Below are 15,599 nucleotides of genomic sequence, written 5' to 3'. Positions count from 1 at the left end.
CGCAGCGATCCAATCGCGGGAAAGCCCGCTCCCACAGGTCTTTTGTGGCTACAAAACTACTGCGCCGCTTTCTCGGACTTGCCGTCATAGCGTTTGCGCCACTCGGCCAGGATGCTGTCGCGGTTCTGCGAGGCCCAGGCGAAGTCGTTCTTGATCAGGCGCTGCTCGTAGTCGGCTGGCAGTTCGGTCTGTGGCTTGGCAATGCCGGGCTGGGCGAGTACGGCGAAGTTCTCTTTATAAAGCTCCATCGCTGCGGGGCTGGCGGAGAAGTCAGCCAGCTTCTTGGCGGCTTCTTCGTGGGGCGTCCCCTTGATCACGGCAGTAGCTTCGATTTCCCAACCCAGGCCTTCTTTTGGCAACACGATGTCCAGCGGGGCACCCTGGCGCTTGAGCTGTACCGCCGGATATTCAAACGAAATACCGATCGGGAATTCCCCCGAAGCGGCCAACTTGCAGGGTTTGGAGCCGGAGTGAACGTACTGGCCGATGTTCTGGTGCAGGTCGTCCATGTACTGCCAACCCTGCTTCTCGCCAAAGGTCTGCAACCACGCGCTCACGTCCAGAAAGCCGGTACCGGATGAAGCCGGGTTGGGCATGACGATCTTGCCCTTGTACTCGGGCTTGGTCAGGTCTTGCCAGCTCACCGGCTTGGTCAGCCCCTGTTTCTCGGCTTCGATGGTGTTGAAGCAAATGGTCGCAGCCCACACGTCCATCCCCACCCAGGCAGGCGGATTGGCAGCATCGCGGTAGTTGACGCCAATCTTGGCCAGATCCTTGGGCGCGTAGCTTTGCAGCATGCCTTGCTGATCCAGGATCGCCAGGCTGGACGCAGCCAGGCCCCATACGGCATCGGCTTGCGGGCGGGCTTTTTCAGCCAGCAGTTTGGCCGTGATGATGCCCGTGGAATCGCGCACCCACTTGATCTCAACGTCCGGGTTGGCCTTCTCGAAAGCCTGCTTATAGGTCTTGAGCTGCTCGGCTTCGAGGGCCGTGTATACGGTCAGCTCGGTTTTCGCAGCAAACGCATTGAAGCTAAAAGCGGTGAGGACAGCAGCGGCAAGGGCAAGTGGCTTGAACATGGTGCGGTTCCTTTATGGTTGTAGGGGCAGGGTTGTGTGGGCACGCATCATTGCGCAGGAGCGCCCTGGCGCCAGGCCTGGGAGCGGCTCAGCAAGCCGCGCGAAGCCCGGGCCAGCAGCAGGGACACACCCGCCGAGGTGAACAGGATCAGGGTCGACATGGCCGCCGCGCCGCCCACGTTGCCGGCGTCGTCCATGTTCAGCACCGCCACCGCTGCAAGGATGGTGTCGGGGCTGTAGAGGAAGATCGCCGCCGAAACGGTGGTCATCGCCGAGACAAACAGGTAGCGGATGATGTCCAGCAGCGCTGGCAGGCAGATCGGCACGGTGACGCGCCAGTAATGGCGGTACAGCGGCGCTTTCAGCGACAGCGCGGCCGCTTCGAATTCGCCGTCGAGCTGGCGCAGCGCAGTGGTGGCGGTCATTTGTGCGGTGGTCAAATAATGAGCAATGGTGCACACCACCAGCAGGGTCATGGTGCCGTAGAGCACGTGAAGCGGGTTGCCGGGCAAATTGAAAAAGAACACGTAGCCCAGGCCAAGCACCAGGCCGGGCACCGCCATCGGCACGAAGCTGAGCATGCGCAGGGCCAGGGTCAGTCCCTTCTGGCCCCTGGTTTTCTCCATCAGGTAGGCACCGGTGAAGATGACTGCACTGCCGATCAAGGCCGTGCACAGCGCCATCGTCACGCTGTTGCGATAGGCCAGCCAGCCGCCGCCGGCCGTGTCGCCGAACTGGTAGTGCTTGAGCGACAACGACAGGTTGTACGGCCAGAACGTGACCAGCGACGAGTACACGGCCATGCCGAACACCAGCAGCAGGATGGCGCAGATCAGCAGCACGATGGCCAGGTAGCAGCGGTCACGCACCTTGGAAGGCATGGGCTTGAACACTTGGGCGCGGCCGCTCATGGCATCGCCGTGCTGGCGGCGCAGCCAGGCATCGACCCCGAAGCTGAACAGCGCAGGCAGCAACAAGACCATGCCGATCAGGGCACCGCGACCGAATTGCTGCTGACCGACCACGGCCTTGTAGGCTTCCAGCGCCAGCACTTGATAGTCACCGCCCACCACCACAGGCACCCCGAAGTCAGTGATGGTCAGGGTGAACACCAGGCAGAACGCTGCGAACACCGCCTGCCGGGTGCCCGGCCAGGTGATGCTGCGAAAGGCTTTGAATGGCCCGGCACCCATGCTCGATGCCGCATCAAACAAACGTGCATCGGCCAGCGACAAGGCCGACAGCAAAATCATCAACGCGTGGGGGAAGGTATAAATCACTTCGCCGAGCACGATTCCCCAGAAGCCGTAGATGTTGTCCGAAATCAGCCCGCGCAACATGCCCTGATTACCGAACAGGTAGACCAGTGCAATGCCGGGCAACATCGACGGAGCCATCAGCGGCAACAGGGACATGCCGCGCCAGATGCGTTTGCCGGGGATCAGGGTGCGTTGCAGGGCGTAGGCAAACAGATAGGCCAGCGGCACGACAATGGCCGCTACGCTGAGCGCCACTTTGAGGCTATTGCCCACCAGCCAGTGGAAATTATCGCTGATGACCAGCTCCCGAGCGGCAACCCAACCACCGCCCTGCCCCTCTTCGGCGCTCAAGCCGCGCCAGAAGATCGCCAGCAACGGCATCAACACGGCAACCCCCAGCAGCAGCAGTAAAAGCAGTTTGCCGCCGACTACAAAAATGCGGTCGCCGAGCTCAGCGCGGGTAGTTTTGCGGGGCAAGTTGCCGGGCAGTGGCAGGGCCATATCAGCAGCCATCTCAGGCAAACACCTGCAAGCTGCCCGGGGGCAGGGCGACGAAAATGTCCGGGGCGCCAAGGCGCGGCAAGTCCTGGCTACCGACTTCGGCAGTCAGCGCATGGCCCGGCAAGTGGTTGAGTTCAAAACTCATGCGGCAACGATTGCCCAGAAAGGTGATTTCTCGCACCCGCGCCGGGAACAGATTTTCCTGATGCAGCACCGGGTTCACGCTGATGGCTTCAGGGCGACAAAACAGACGGCCCGAGGCGGCACGCCCGGCATCGTCTGCCAGGCGCATGTTCATCCCGCCGACCTGGGCGTGGCTGGCGCTGTTGCGCTGGAACGGCAGCCAGTTGCCCTGCCCCACAAACTCGGCCACGAACGGGGTGGCCGGTTTGTCGTAGATTTCCTGCGGGGTGGCGTATTGCTCGACCTTACCGTTGTTCATCACGGCAATGCGGTCGGCCATCAACATGGCCTCGTCCTGGTTGTGCGTCACCATCAGCGTAGTGATGCCCAGGCTGCGCTGGAGTTGGCGCAGTTCGGTACACAAGTGCTCACGCACACGGGCATCCAGTGCCGACATCGGCTCGTCGAGCAACAGCAAGGACGGCGAAGGAGCCAGGGCGCGGGCCAGGGCAACGCGCTGTTGCTGGCCGCCCGACAGCTGCCCCGGGTATTTTTTTTCGCTACCGGTCAGGCCCACCAGTTCGAGCATGTCGCCAACGCGCTTGCGCACCACATCACGATTGCTGCCCGCCAGGCCATAAGCGATGTTGGCTTCAACGGTCAGATTGGGAAACAAGGCGTAGGACTGAAACAGAATCCCGTAGTCACGGGCTTGCGGTGCCAGCTCGGACACATCGCGATCACCCAGATACAGCGCGCCGTCGTCCTGGCGTTCAAGCCCCGCAATGCACCGCAGCAGCGTGGTCTTGCCGCAACCTGACGGCCCGAGCAGGCACACCAGTTCCCCTGCGGCCACCTCCAGCGAGACGCTGTCCAGCGCGGTAAAGGCGCCAAAGCGTTTGCTGACATTGCGCACCCTCATCGGTACGCCGGGTTGGGTCAAAGCGGTTGCGTTCGAGCTGTTCATGGATGCACCTCATCAAGCAGATGGGGGTCATCCTAGAGACGCAATGCGTACAGGATATGGCAGCAAGACCAAAGCTGCCGATAGTGGTATTGGTGGATTTGGGTAGTGAAGGCTGCGATCGAGCCCGCAGGGGTCGCGCTGTTTCACGTGCGAAGGTCCTTCGGCCCTTATCGCAGCCTTCGGCAGCGACTACAAAAGCCTCAGGCCGGGGCCATTTCTTGCGCCAGCCCCAGAAAAGCCGCTGGCAAACGCGCCGATTTACGCTCTTTGAGGCAGTACAGGTATTCGTGGATGACCGGCGCATTTTCCAGGGTCAGCACCCGAAGCTGCGGGTCGTGGGGCACTTCTTGCCGGGCAATGATGCTGATGCCGATGTTGCGCAGCACGGCCTCGCGGATCGATTCCCGGCTACCGATTTCCAGCAGCGGGCCAAAGCTGACACCGGCGCTTTCAAGCAGTTCTTCCGTCAACTTGCGCGTGGTCGAACCCTGTTCGCGCATCAACAGACAATGCCCGGCCAGCGCACTCAACGGCACGTGCTCTAGGTTGGCCAGCGGGTGATTGCGATGCACTGCCAGCACCAGCGGATCGGCGCCGAGTACGCGGCGAATCAGGCGCGGGTCTTCGAGTAATTGCGACGAGGCCGCAATGTCGACCCGGTATTCATCCAGCGCTTCAAGCACCTGCTGGGAATTGCCGATGTCCACCGACACTTCGATCTGCGGCAAGCGTTCGCGAAAGGCCTTCACCAGATCGAGGATGTAATACGGTGCCGTGGCGGCGATACGCAAGGTGCCGTTGCCCTGGCCGCTGTTGCGCAAAAAGAACTCGATGTCGGCTTCTTGCTGGAGCAGCGCCTTGACCATCGGCAGCAGACGCACGCCCTCATCGCTGAGTGTCAGGCGCCGGCCGCCACGGTAGAACAGCTCCACGGCGTACTGGCTTTCGAGGTTACGGATCTGCGTGGTCACGGTCGGCTGGCTAAGCCCGAGCTTTTTTGCGGCCTGAGTAATGCTGCCCAACTGGGCCACCCGGTAAAACGCTTTCAGCTCGGCACTCAGCACAGCGGCCTCTCTTGCTCTATTTGCGCAACAGGCGCAAACCGTTGAACACCACCAACAGACTCACGCCCATGTCGGCAAACACGGCCATCCACATGGTGGCCATACCGAGGAAGGTTACCGCAAGAAAGATCGCTTTGATGACCAATGCCAGGGCAATGTTCTGCTTGAGGATGCTGGAGGTCTGGCGTGACAGGCGAATGAATGCCGGGATCTTGCGCAGATCGTCGTCCATCAGGGCGACATCGGCCGTCTCAATCGCAGTATCCGTGCCCGCAGCAGCCATCGCAAAACCAATCTCGGCGCGGGCCAGGGCGGGGGCGTCGTTGATTCCGTCACCCACCATGCCCACGTGATGCCCCTTGGCATACAGGGCTTCGATCGCCTTGAGCTTGTCCTCCGGCAGCAAGTTGCCTTGCGCTTCGTCGATGCCGACCTGGGCCGCAATGGCACTGGCGGTGTGCGGGTTGTCGCCGGTAAGCATCAAGGTTTTGATGCCCAGCTCATGCAATTCCCGAATCGCTTCGCGGCTGGTCTCCTTGACGGTGTCTGCTACCGCGAAAAGCGCCATCGGGCCTGAGTTGTCGCACAGTAAGATGACTGTTTTACCCTGCTCTTCCAGGGCAAACAGCTTTTCTTCAAGGGCAGGCGAGCACAGGCCCAGTTCCTCTACCAGTCGGTGGTTGCCCAAGTGGTAAAGCTTGCCGTCTATCTCTCCACGCACACCGCGACCCGCCAGGGCGGCGAAGTTATCCACAGCGCTCAGTTGCAGGTTTTTATCCACAGCCGCAGTGGCGACCGCCAGTGAGACCGGGTGATCGGAGCGCGAGGCCAGGCTTGCGGCCAACAACACGGCGCTGTCGGTGACCAACGGTTCAAGGGGCAGGTAATCGGTTTGCACCGGTTTGCCGTGGGTGATGGTGCCCGTCTTGTCGAGCGCCAGAAAGTCGAGTTTGTGGCCGCTTTCCAGGTACACACCGCCCTTGACCAAAATCCCCTTGCGGGCCGCTGCCGCCAGGCCGCTGACGATGGTGACCGGTGTCGAGATCACCAGCGCACACGGGCAGGCCACGACCAGCAGCACCAGTGCGCGATAGATCCAGTCGAACCAGACGCCGCCCATGAACAGGGGCGGAATCACAGCCACTGCCAAGGCGAAAACGAACACCAGCGGGGTATAGATTTTCGAGAAGCTGTCGACGAAGCGCTGGGTTGGCGCCCGAGCGCCCTGGGCTTGCTCCACGGCGTGGATGATCCGTGCCAGCGTCGAGTTGTTGGCCGCTGCCGTCACCCGGTACTCCAGGGCACCGGCCTGGTTGATGGTGCCCGCGAAGACTTTATCGCCCACTGTCTTCTCGATGGGTAGGCTTTCACCGGTGATCGGCGCCTGATCGATCGTCGAACTGCCCGCGATCACTTCGCCGTCCAGGCCAATCCGCTCGCCGGGGCGCACCCGCACAATGGCGCCAAGCGCGATGTCTTTGACCTCAAGCTCGATCCAGCTGCCATCCGCCTGTTGCACGGTGGCCTTGTCCGGTGCCATTTGCATCAGTCCGCTGATGGCATTGCGTGCGCGGTCGAGGGATTTGGCCTCGATCAACTCAGCCACGGTAAACAGGAACATCACCATGGCAGCTTCTGGCCACTGACCGATCAACACCGCGCCAGTCACCGCAATGCTCATCAACGCATTGATATTCAGGTTGAGGTTTTTCAGGGCAATCCAGCCCTTTTTGTAGGTGGTCAGGCCGCCGCTGAGGATCGACACCAAGGCCACCAGCGCGATCACCCACGTAGGCGCCGCATCGGTGAAGTGCAGGACTTCCGCCGCCAGTGCCCCCACACCGGCTACCGCCAGCGGCCACCAGTGTTTTTTGACGGGTGGCGCAGCCGGGGCCGCCTCTGCCCCGGACTCAATGGGGTCGGCCACCATGCCAAGGGATTTGATCGCCGCGATAATCGGTTCGGTCGACGGCAGGTCGTGGGTCACGCCCAGCACCCGGTTGATCAGGTTGAATTCCAGCTGCTGCACACCCGCCAGCTTGCCCAGCTTGTTCTGGATCAGCGTTTGCTCGGTGGGGCAATCCATTGCTTCGATGCGAAAGTTGCTCAGCCGAGCCCCCGCCGTAGGGGCAGCGCCGAGCTTGATCACGCTGGGGCCCGCCGCGGTCGAGCAGCAGCTGTGGCCATGACTGGCGTGGTCATGCTTTTTGCCATGATCGTGGTCGTGCTTGTGCGGGGTGTGAATGGAATCGCTCATCAGGTTGCGTCCGGAAAAGGTGCCTGTTGCCAAGTAAAGACCCTGTAGCCACTATAGGGTCAAGCAACCTTTCGGAGATAAACGCGATGAAAATTGGTGAACTGGCTAAATTGACCGATTGTCAGGTCGAAACCATCCGTTATTACGAGCGCGAAGGGTTGCTGCCGGAGCCCGCGCGCAGTGAAGGCAACTACCGTTTATACACCCAGGCCCACGTGGAGCGCCTGACGTTCATCCGCAATTGCCGCAGCCTGGACATGACCCTCGAAGAAATCCGCAGCCTGCTCAACCTGCGCGACAGCCCGCAGGACCAGTGCGAAAGCGTGAACGCGCTGATCGACGAGCATATTCATCACGTCAAGGCACGGATCGACGGCTTGCTGGCCTTGCAGACACAACTGCTCGACCTGCGCCAACGGTGTGGCGAAGGGCCGAACGGGGAACATTGCGGAATTTTGCAGCAGCTGGAAGTCAGCGGATCGGTCAGCACGCCGGAAGGCGAACCCAGCCATGTAGGCAGAAGCCACGGGCATTGACACCACCCTGTAGCCGCTGCCGCAGGCTGCGACAAGGGCCGAAGGACCTTCGCTCTTGAAAAAGCGCGACCCCTTCGGGCTCGGTCGCAGCCTGCGGCAGCGACTACAGGGTTGGCGTTGAGGGTTTACACCGCCATCGGCGCGGTCATTGGCGCGTGGTGCTGATAGCCTTCGAGGCTGAAGTCGCTCGGCTCGATCAGGCCCAGCCACTCCGGCTGATACACGCCCGTCTTGGCGAATTCCGGCACGCGATCCGAGATCACCAGTTTAGGCATCGGGAACGGTTCACGGGTCAGTTGCTCATTGAGCATGTCCAGGTGGTTTTCATACACATGGGCATCGCCGATGAAGTAGGTGAACCAACGTGGCGTGTACCCGGTCAGACGGCCGATGAGGCTCAGCAGTGCAGCACCTTCGGTCAGGTTGAACGGTGTGCCCAGGCCCAGGTCGTTGGAACGGATGTACAGAGTCAGGGAAATTTCCCTGGTCTCGACATTCGGGTGGAACTGATACAGCAAATGGCACGGCGGCAGGGCCATTTCGTCGAGCTGGGCACAGTTCCAGCCGTGGAACAGAATACGGCGGCTGCCCGGGTCATTGATGATGGTGTCGACACACTGGCGCACCTGATCAATGGCTTTGTACAGCACCACGTAGGCCTGACCGTCTTCTTCACCTTCGGCAATCTGGCGATAGCCCTGGCTCAGGCACAACTCGATAGCCGCCTGGTTGCTGCGCTCGATTTGCTTGTAAGCCGGCCATTTGCGCCATTGCACGCCGTAGATTTCGCCCAGGTCGTCTTCACCCTGGCGGAACGGGTTGGCCAGCCACTGGGCGTTTTCGTTGGCGTTTTGGTCCCACACCTTGCAACCCAGCGCACGGAAATCGGCGGCGCTGTTGACCGGACGCAGGAAGCCGCACATCTCGCCAATGGCAGATTTGAACGCCATGCGTCGGGTGGTGATGGCCGGGAAGCCTTCCTTGAGGTCATAGCGCAACATGGCGCCGGGCAGACTGATGGTCTTCACGCCGGTGCGGTTGGCTTGCAGGGTGCCGTTTTTGATGACGTTGGCAACGAGGTCGAGATATTGCTTCATGGTTTTCCTACCGTTTGAATGCAGGGCGTTGTGCGCCCTGCGATTCGAATTTAAAGCGCAGCTTTGTTAGCCGCTGGATCGCGGTGGTAAGCCCACCAGATCAGGAACAGGCCGCCCGCGATCATCGGAATGCAGAGAATTTGCCCCATCGTCACCCAGCCGAACGCCAGATAGCCTAGCTGGGCATCCGGTACACGGACGAATTCGACGATAAAGCGGAAGATGCCGTAGAACAGGGCGAACATCCCGGACACCGCCATGGTTGGCCGAGGTTTACGCGAGTACAGCCAAAGAATCAGGAACAGTGCCACACCTTCCAGCGCAAACTGATAAAGCTGCGACGGATGGCGCGCCAGTTGCTGCGGGTCGGTAGGGAAGATCATCGCCCACGGCACATCACTGGCCTTGCCCCACAGTTCGGCGTTGATGAAGTTGCCGATACGCCCCGCACCCAGGCCAATCGGCACCACAGGGGCGATAAAGTCCATGATCTGGAAGAACGATTTGCCGTTGCGCTTGCCGAACCACCAGACAGCCAGCATCACGCCGATCAGGCCACCGTGGAACGCCATGCCGCCTTTCCACACTTCAAAAATCAGCAGCGGGTTGGCGATGTAGGCGCTCAGGTCGTAAAACAGCACATAGCCCAAACGACCCCCGACAATCACGCCCATGGCCACCCAGAACACCAGGTCGGAGAGTTTCTCCTTGGTCCAGGTCGGGTCGAAGCGGTTAAGGCGTCGCGACAGGATCAGCCAGGCAGCGCCAATGCCGATCAGGTACATCAAGCCATACCAATGGATTTTCAGCGGTCCGATGGCCAGTGCCACCGGGTCAATCTGCGGGTAAGGCAGCATTGCGACTCCTTGTTAGATCAGGAAACTCAAACCGACACAGAACAACAGTGCGGCAAACAGCCGTTTCAGCAGGCGTGGCGAAAGCTTGTGGGCCAGTCGCGCACCAAAACGGGCGAAAAACATGCTGGTCAGGGCAATCCCGAGCAGCGCTGGCAAGTAGACAAAACCGAGACTATGCGCGGGCAGGTCGGGGTTATGCCAGCCAATGATCATGAAACTTAATGCACCCACCAGCGCAATCGGCAATCCGCAGGCCGCCGAGGTGGCTACGGCTTGCTGCATCGGCACACTGCGCCAGCCAGGAATGGCACGGTCAGCGAACCACCACCGATGCCGAAAATCGCCGAAGCCCAGCCAATCACGGTGCCCGCCAGGGTCAGACCGAACTTGCCCGGCACCGTGCCGCTGGCCTTGGGCTGCAACCCCAGGGCCATTTGCACGGCAATCAGCAGGGCGAACACGCCAATAATTTTCTGCAAGTGAGGACCGGCAATCGCTTCTGCCGTGATCGCACCAATACCCGCGCCTATCAGAATGCCCAGTGTCATCCAGACAAACAGCGGCCAGCGCACGGCGCCTTTGCGGTTGTGCTCACGAATCGAGTTGATCGAGGTAAAAATGATCGTGGCCAATGACGTACCCACGGCCAGATGGGTCAGCACCTCGCTGTCAAAACCCTGCAAGGTGAAGCTGAACACCAGCACCGGCACGATGATTATTCCGCCACCGACCCCGAACAGCCCGGCCAGCACGCCCGCAAAACCTCCCAGCACCAGATAGAGCAGAAATTCCATGACGCCCCCCAAATTTGATCCGCATGGTAACGGAGCAAGGGCTTTGGCTCCACTGCGCTGCAGTGGTATGGCGCGACCGGCCTGAGCAATCTATAAGTAGAGTGATTAAAAAAACATTAAGGACTGCCCATGTGTCTGATTGTCTTCGCCTGGCGCCCCGGCCATGCACAGCCTTTGGTCGTTGCGGCCAACCGCGATGAGTTTTATGCGCGCCCCGCCAAACCCTTTGCCCAATGGGCCAATGCGCCCCAGGTGTATGCTGGCCGCGACCTTGAGGCGGGCGGAACCTGGCTGGGGATTGGTGCTGACGGGCGCTTTGCGGCACTGACCAATATCCGCGAACCCCACAAGCCACCTTCGCGGCGTTCACGAGGTGAATTGGTGGCGGACTTCTTGACCGGCAACCAGTCCATTGCAGAGTACTTCACGCAAGTTGGGCGACGTTCCGTCGAATATGCCGGCTTTAACCTGCTTTTGGGCACCCGCGATCAACTCTGGCACTTCAACTCCAAAGACCTGGCGCCACAGCCGCTGAGCGAAGGTATTTATGGATTGTCGAATGCCGGGCTCGACACTCCCTGGCCCAAGCTGATGAAGGCCAAGGCAGCGCTGGCCGAGGTACTCGACGACCCGCAACCGCAAGCCCTGCTGGCCTTGCTCAAAGATTCGCAAACCGCACCCTTTAGCGAACTGCCGGATACCGGTGTGGGGCTGGCCACAGAAAGCCTGCTGTCGAGTGTGTTCATTGCCAGTCCCAGCTACGGCACTCGCGCCAGCACGGCGCTGATCATCAATGCTGACGGTTCAAGGTTGGTGGTGGAGCACAGCTTCGGACCGCTCGGGGGGCGGCTGGGGGAAGTGAGGATAGAAGCCTGAGGGCATAAACCCTGTGGGAGCGGACTTGTTCGCGATACAGACACCACGGTCTGACTGATTGACCGAGTTGAATCTATCGCGAGCAAGCCCGCTCCCACACGTGGCCGCTTCTCAATACGGCTTGATTGCCGCCGGGTTCATCATCCGCGTCAGACCCATATTTTTCAGGGCCAGGTGGATGGTGCTGCGAATAACCTGCGGGTTGTCGATGGTCATCACTTCAGCCAACAGTTCCTTGGCGCGGCTCAGGCTGACCTGGCGCAGCATCCACTTCACTTTTGGCAGGTTGGTGGCGTTCATCGACAGGCTGTCAAAACCCATCGCCATCAGCAGAATCGCAGCCGCCGGATCACCGGCCATTTCACCGCAGATACTCGCCGGCTTGCCTTCAGCGTGGGCGTCGCGCACGACCGATTGCAGGGCTTGCAGTACGGCCGGGTGCAGGTAGTCGTACAAATCCGCGACCCGTGGGTTGTTACGGTCCACGGCCAGCAGGTATTGAGTCAGGTCGTTGGAACCCACCGACAGGAAGTCCACCTGGCGCGCCAGCTCCTTGGTCTGATAGACCGCCGCCGGGATTTCGATCATCACGCCGATGGGCGGCATCGGCACGTCGGTCCCTTCGTCACGCACTTCACCCCAGGCACGGTGCAACAGGTGCAGGGCCTCTTCGAGCTCATGGGTGCCGGAGATCATCGGCAGCAAAATGCGCAGGTTGTTCAGGCCTTCACTGGCCTTGAGCATGGCCCGGGCCTGAACCAGAAAGATTTCAGGGTGGTCGAGGGTGACGCGAATCCCGCGCCAGCCGAGGAACGGGTTGTCTTCCTTGATCGGGAAGTACGACAGTGACTTGTCGCCGCCAATGTCCAGGCTGCGCATCGTCACCGGTTGCGGATGGAAGGCGGCGAGTTGCTCGCGATAAATCGCCAGCTGCTCCTTTTCGCTTGGAAAGCGCTGGTTGATCATGAACGGCACTTCGGTGCGGTACAGACCTACGCCTTCGGCGCCACGCTGCTGCGCACGCGCCACATCGGCCAGCAGGCCGGTGTTGACCCACAGCGGCATGCGATGCCCGTCCGGGGTGATGCACGGCAGCTCGCGCAGGGCGTCCAGCCCCAGGGACAACTGGCGTTCTTCTTCGACAACCTCGGCGTATTGCTTGCGCAACACTTCGCTGGGGTTGGTGTAGACCTCGCCGTGATAGCCATCGACGATCATCTGGATGCCGTCGACCTTGGAGTACGGCAGATCGACCAGGCCCATGACCGTAGGAATGCCCATGGCCCGTGCCAGAATGGCCACGTGGGAGTTGCCCGAACCCAGTACCGACACCAGGCCGATCAGCTTGCCCTCAGGCACTTCGCCGAGCATGGTGGCGGTCAGTTCTTCGCTGACCAGAATGGTGTTGTCGGGGTAGACCATGCTCTGCTGGCGATCATGCTGCAAGTAGGCCAGCAGGCGACGACCGAGGTCGCGCACATCCGACGCCCGTTCGCGCAGGTAGTCGTCGTCCATCAATTCAAAACGGTTGACGTGATCAGTCACCACCTGACGCAGCGCGCCCTGGGCCCACTGACCGGTCTTGATGACATTTTTGACTTCGCTGCCCAGCGACGCATCGTCGAGCATCATCAGGTACACGTCGAACAGCGCCTGCTCTTCGGGGCGTAACTGCGTGGCGAGTTTTTTCGACACGGCGCGCATGTCGTTGCGCACGCCTTCGAGGGCTGTTTTGAACAGCGCGATTTCGGCAGGAATATCGGTGATGGCTTTGTCGGGCACCACGTCCAGATCCGCCGGAGGCAACATGACGACGGCAGTACCCACCGCCGCACCCGGAGAGCCCGGCACGCCGACGAACTTGGCTTCCTGAATACCCTTGCCCTGACGGCCCAGGCCGCGAATCGACCCCGTGGCTTCGGCATGGGCAATAACCCCTGCCAACTGGGCGCTCATGGTCACCAGGAAGGCTTCTTCACCCTCATCGAACTGGCGACGCTCCTTTTGCTGGATGACCAGAACCCCGACCACACGGCGGTGGTGGATGATCGGCGCACCCAGGAAAGAGGCATAGCGCTCCTCTCCGGTTTCGGCAAAGTAGCGATAGCGCGGGTGATCGGCGGCGTTTTCGAGGTTCAGAGGCTCTTCACGGGTGCCCACAAGGCCCACAAGGCCTTCGTTGGGCGCCATGCTGACTTTGCCGATCGAGCGCTTGTTCAAGCCCTCGGTGGCCATCAGGACAAAGCGGTTGGTCTCTGGATCAAGCAAATAGACCGAGCAGACCTGGCTGCTCATGGCCTCTTTGACGCGCAACACAATAATCCCCAACGCCGCCTTGAGATCCTTGGCGGAGTTAACTTCCTGGACGATCTTGCGCAGCGTATTGAGCATGGCTCGGGGTCGAACTCCGTGTCAGGCGCGCGTTAAAAGGCGCGGGGCAAGCTCTTTGAGAGCGCGACGGTAGACCTCGCGCTTGAATGTCACCACCTGGCCCAACGGGTACCAATAACTGACCCAACGCCAGCCATCGAACTCCGGTTTACCGGTCAAATCCATCCGCACCCGTTGCTCGTTAGAGACCAGGCGCAGCAAAAACCACTTTTGCTTCTGGCCGATACACAGCGGTTGGCTGTGGGTACGCACCAGTCGTTGCGGCAAACGATAACGCAACCAGCCTCGCGTGCAGGCGAGTATTTCTACATCTTCGCGTTCAAGGCCAACTTCTTCGTTCAGCTCACGGTACAAGGCGTCTTCCGGCGTCTCATCAGGGTTGATGCCTCCCTGTGGAAACTGCCAGGCGTCTTGATTGATACGGCGAGCCCAAAGTACCTGACCAGCGTCATTTGTCAGAATAATCCCGACATTAGGGCGGAAACCATCGGGGTCGATCACGGCAACAACCTCGCAAACGCATGTCACCGCATTGTTCCACAAAGGTTGTGAAAGCAGCAACGCGCCTTCCTGCCTTATGTGCACTCTTATTAAAAGACCGTATTCTTGTGGCCTTTTCTCAGGCAACTCAACGGGTAACCTCAATGCGTCTGGCTTTATTCGACTTGGACAACACCCTTCTGGGCGGTGACAGCGATCACGCCTGGGGCGACTACCTGTGCCAACGGGGCATTCTCGATGGCGACGCCTACAAGGCGCGCAACGACGAGTTCTACCAGGATTACCTGGCCGGCAAGCTCGACAACGCTGCCTATCTTAATTTCAGCATGGAAATCTTTGGCCGCCATGACATGGCGCAACTGGATCAGTGGCACCGCGAGTTCATGCGCGACTGCATCGACGGCCTGATGCTGCCCAAGGCCCAGGCCCTGCTTGCCAAGCACCGTGAAGCAGGCGACACGCTGGTGATCATCACCGCCACCAACCGCGTGGTCACGGCCCCCATTGCCCAGAAACTTGGCGTGGAACATCTGATTGCCACCGAGTGCGAAATCGTCGATGGCCGCTACACCGGACGCAGCACCGACGTACCGTGCTTCCGTGAAGGCAAGGTCACACGCCTGAACCGCTGGATGGCCGAAAACGGCTACAGCCTTGAAGACAGCTACTTCTACAGCGACTCGATGAACGACTTGCCGTTGCTGGAGCAGGTTGACCATCCGGTGGCGGTGGACCCTGATCCAAACTTGCGAGCCGAGGCCATCAAGCGTGGCTGGGAAGTCATCTCGCTGCGCGACTGACACACAACCTGTGTGGGAGCGGGCTTGCCCGCGCCCACACAAGCAAGTGTGCTTAAACCGGCTTGGCGCCCATCAGCCCGGCAATGGCGATAAAGCAGACGGCACAAAAAATCGCCAAAACCAGCGTAAAGCCCGGATACCTGGCCATTCGTCCCAACCGCAGCCGGTTGAGGCGCACCACCAGCCACAACCAGCTCAAGCTGCCAAGCACATACAAACAGCTGCCCGCCAGTAACCACAATTGGCTCAGGGGCCAACCGGCCAAGTGCACCAGAAACCAGCCACTGACCGGCAACGCCAGCAAGCACACCCCCATCAACGCCCAGACAAAGCTCCAGGGCCGCTGCACCAGCCCGCCCGACAGGTTCTTGTCCCCTGCACGCCAACGACGAATCACCAGGACCAGCAAGGCAATGGCGCTGACAAACAGCAGCAGTGTCGACACGCCATGCAGCAGTTTTAACGCTGTGAACGTTTCCATATGTTAATCCCTTGAG

The 15,599-nt window shown here is 60.5% G+C and carries 13 protein-coding genes and 1 pseudogene; 3 read left to right on the top strand and 11 right to left on the bottom strand.

Annotated elements, in window-relative coordinates; all coding sequences use genetic code 11:
* Positions 1-56: 56 nt before the first annotated feature.
* From VSQ83_RS00585 to VSQ83_RS00565, 5 genes are all read right to left on the bottom strand, one after another.
* The gene (locus VSQ83_RS00585; protein ID WP_133075135.1) at positions 57-1,079 is read right to left on the bottom strand and encodes a putative 2-aminoethylphosphonate ABC transporter substrate-binding protein; all 1,023 of its coding nucleotides are present in this window, start codon (positions 1,077-1,079) and stop codon (positions 57-59) included.
* A gap of 47 nt (positions 1,080-1,126) precedes the next feature.
* A complete protein-coding gene (locus VSQ83_RS00580; protein WP_326425019.1) occupies positions 1,127-2,851 on the bottom strand; it encodes a putative 2-aminoethylphosphonate ABC transporter permease subunit in 1,725 nt (574 codons plus the stop codon).
* Position 2,852: 1 nt separating this feature from the next.
* A complete protein-coding gene (locus VSQ83_RS00575; RefSeq protein WP_133075133.1) occupies positions 2,853-3,929 on the bottom strand; it encodes a putative 2-aminoethylphosphonate ABC transporter ATP-binding protein in 1,077 nt (358 codons plus the stop codon).
* A gap of 200 nt (positions 3,930-4,129) precedes the next feature.
* A complete protein-coding gene (locus VSQ83_RS00570) occupies positions 4,130-4,993 on the bottom strand; it encodes a LysR family transcriptional regulator (protein ID WP_133075132.1) in 864 nt (287 codons plus the stop codon).
* A gap of 16 nt (positions 4,994-5,009) precedes the next feature.
* The gene (locus VSQ83_RS00565; RefSeq protein WP_133075131.1) at positions 5,010-7,250 is read right to left on the bottom strand and encodes a heavy metal translocating P-type ATPase; all 2,241 of its coding nucleotides are present in this window, start codon (positions 7,248-7,250) and stop codon (positions 5,010-5,012) included.
* Between the two features lie 86 nt (positions 7,251-7,336).
* Between VSQ83_RS00565 and cadR the strand changes: the two genes are divergently transcribed.
* Positions 7,337-7,786 carry a Cd(II)/Pb(II)-responsive transcriptional regulator gene (cadR, locus tag VSQ83_RS00560; RefSeq protein WP_133075130.1) on the top strand — a complete coding sequence of 150 codons (450 nt, stop codon included), beginning with the start codon at positions 7,337-7,339 and terminating at the stop codon, positions 7,784-7,786.
* Between the two features lie 125 nt (positions 7,787-7,911).
* Here the strand turns inward: cadR and VSQ83_RS00555 are convergent, their stop codons facing one another.
* From VSQ83_RS00555 to VSQ83_RS00545, 3 genes and pseudogenes are all read right to left on the bottom strand, one after another.
* Entirely contained in the window at positions 7,912-8,883 is a 972-nt protein-coding gene (locus VSQ83_RS00555; RefSeq protein ID WP_219262684.1) for a thymidylate synthase, read from the bottom strand.
* 50 nt (positions 8,884-8,933) lie between these two features.
* Positions 8,934-9,740, bottom strand: a complete 807-nt coding sequence (lgt, locus tag VSQ83_RS00550; protein WP_133075128.1) for a prolipoprotein diacylglyceryl transferase — start codon at positions 9,738-9,740, stop codon at positions 8,934-8,936.
* 12 nt (positions 9,741-9,752) lie between these two features.
* Positions 9,753-10,534: pseudogene (locus VSQ83_RS00545) on the bottom strand (sulfite exporter TauE/SafE family protein).
* Between the two features lie 129 nt (positions 10,535-10,663).
* Between VSQ83_RS00545 and VSQ83_RS00540 the strand changes: the two are divergent.
* A complete protein-coding gene (locus VSQ83_RS00540; protein WP_133075126.1) occupies positions 10,664-11,410 on the top strand; it encodes an NRDE family protein in 747 nt (248 codons plus the stop codon).
* A gap of 111 nt (positions 11,411-11,521) precedes the next feature.
* On the opposite strand, the gene ptsP is transcribed toward VSQ83_RS00540, so the two are convergent.
* On the bottom strand, positions 11,522-13,801 hold the full coding sequence (gene ptsP, locus VSQ83_RS00535; RefSeq protein WP_133075125.1) for a phosphoenolpyruvate--protein phosphotransferase: 2,280 nt from the start codon (positions 13,799-13,801) through the stop codon (positions 11,522-11,524).
* Positions 13,802-13,822: 21 nt separating this feature from the next.
* On the bottom strand, positions 13,823-14,302 hold the full coding sequence (locus VSQ83_RS00530) for an RNA pyrophosphohydrolase (RefSeq protein ID WP_019828104.1): 480 nt from the start codon (positions 14,300-14,302) through the stop codon (positions 13,823-13,825).
* 143 nt (positions 14,303-14,445) lie between these two features.
* On the opposite strand from VSQ83_RS00530, the gene VSQ83_RS00525 reads away from it, so the two are divergent.
* Positions 14,446-15,102, top strand: a complete 657-nt coding sequence (locus VSQ83_RS00525; RefSeq protein ID WP_133075124.1) for an HAD family hydrolase — start codon at positions 14,446-14,448, stop codon at positions 15,100-15,102.
* Between the two features lie 52 nt (positions 15,103-15,154).
* On the opposite strand, the gene VSQ83_RS00520 is transcribed toward VSQ83_RS00525, so the two are convergent.
* Positions 15,155-15,583, bottom strand: coding sequence for a DUF2269 family protein (locus tag VSQ83_RS00520; protein WP_133075123.1), 429 nt, complete (start codon positions 15,581-15,583; stop codon positions 15,155-15,157).
* Positions 15,584-15,599: the final 16 nt, after the last annotated feature.

This window comes from Pseudomonas sp. DSV-1, from assembly GCF_035830915.1.
Classification (GTDB): domain Bacteria; phylum Pseudomonadota; class Gammaproteobacteria; order Pseudomonadales; family Pseudomonadaceae; genus Aquipseudomonas.
This window is presented reverse-complemented; position numbering and strand designations above follow the sequence as displayed.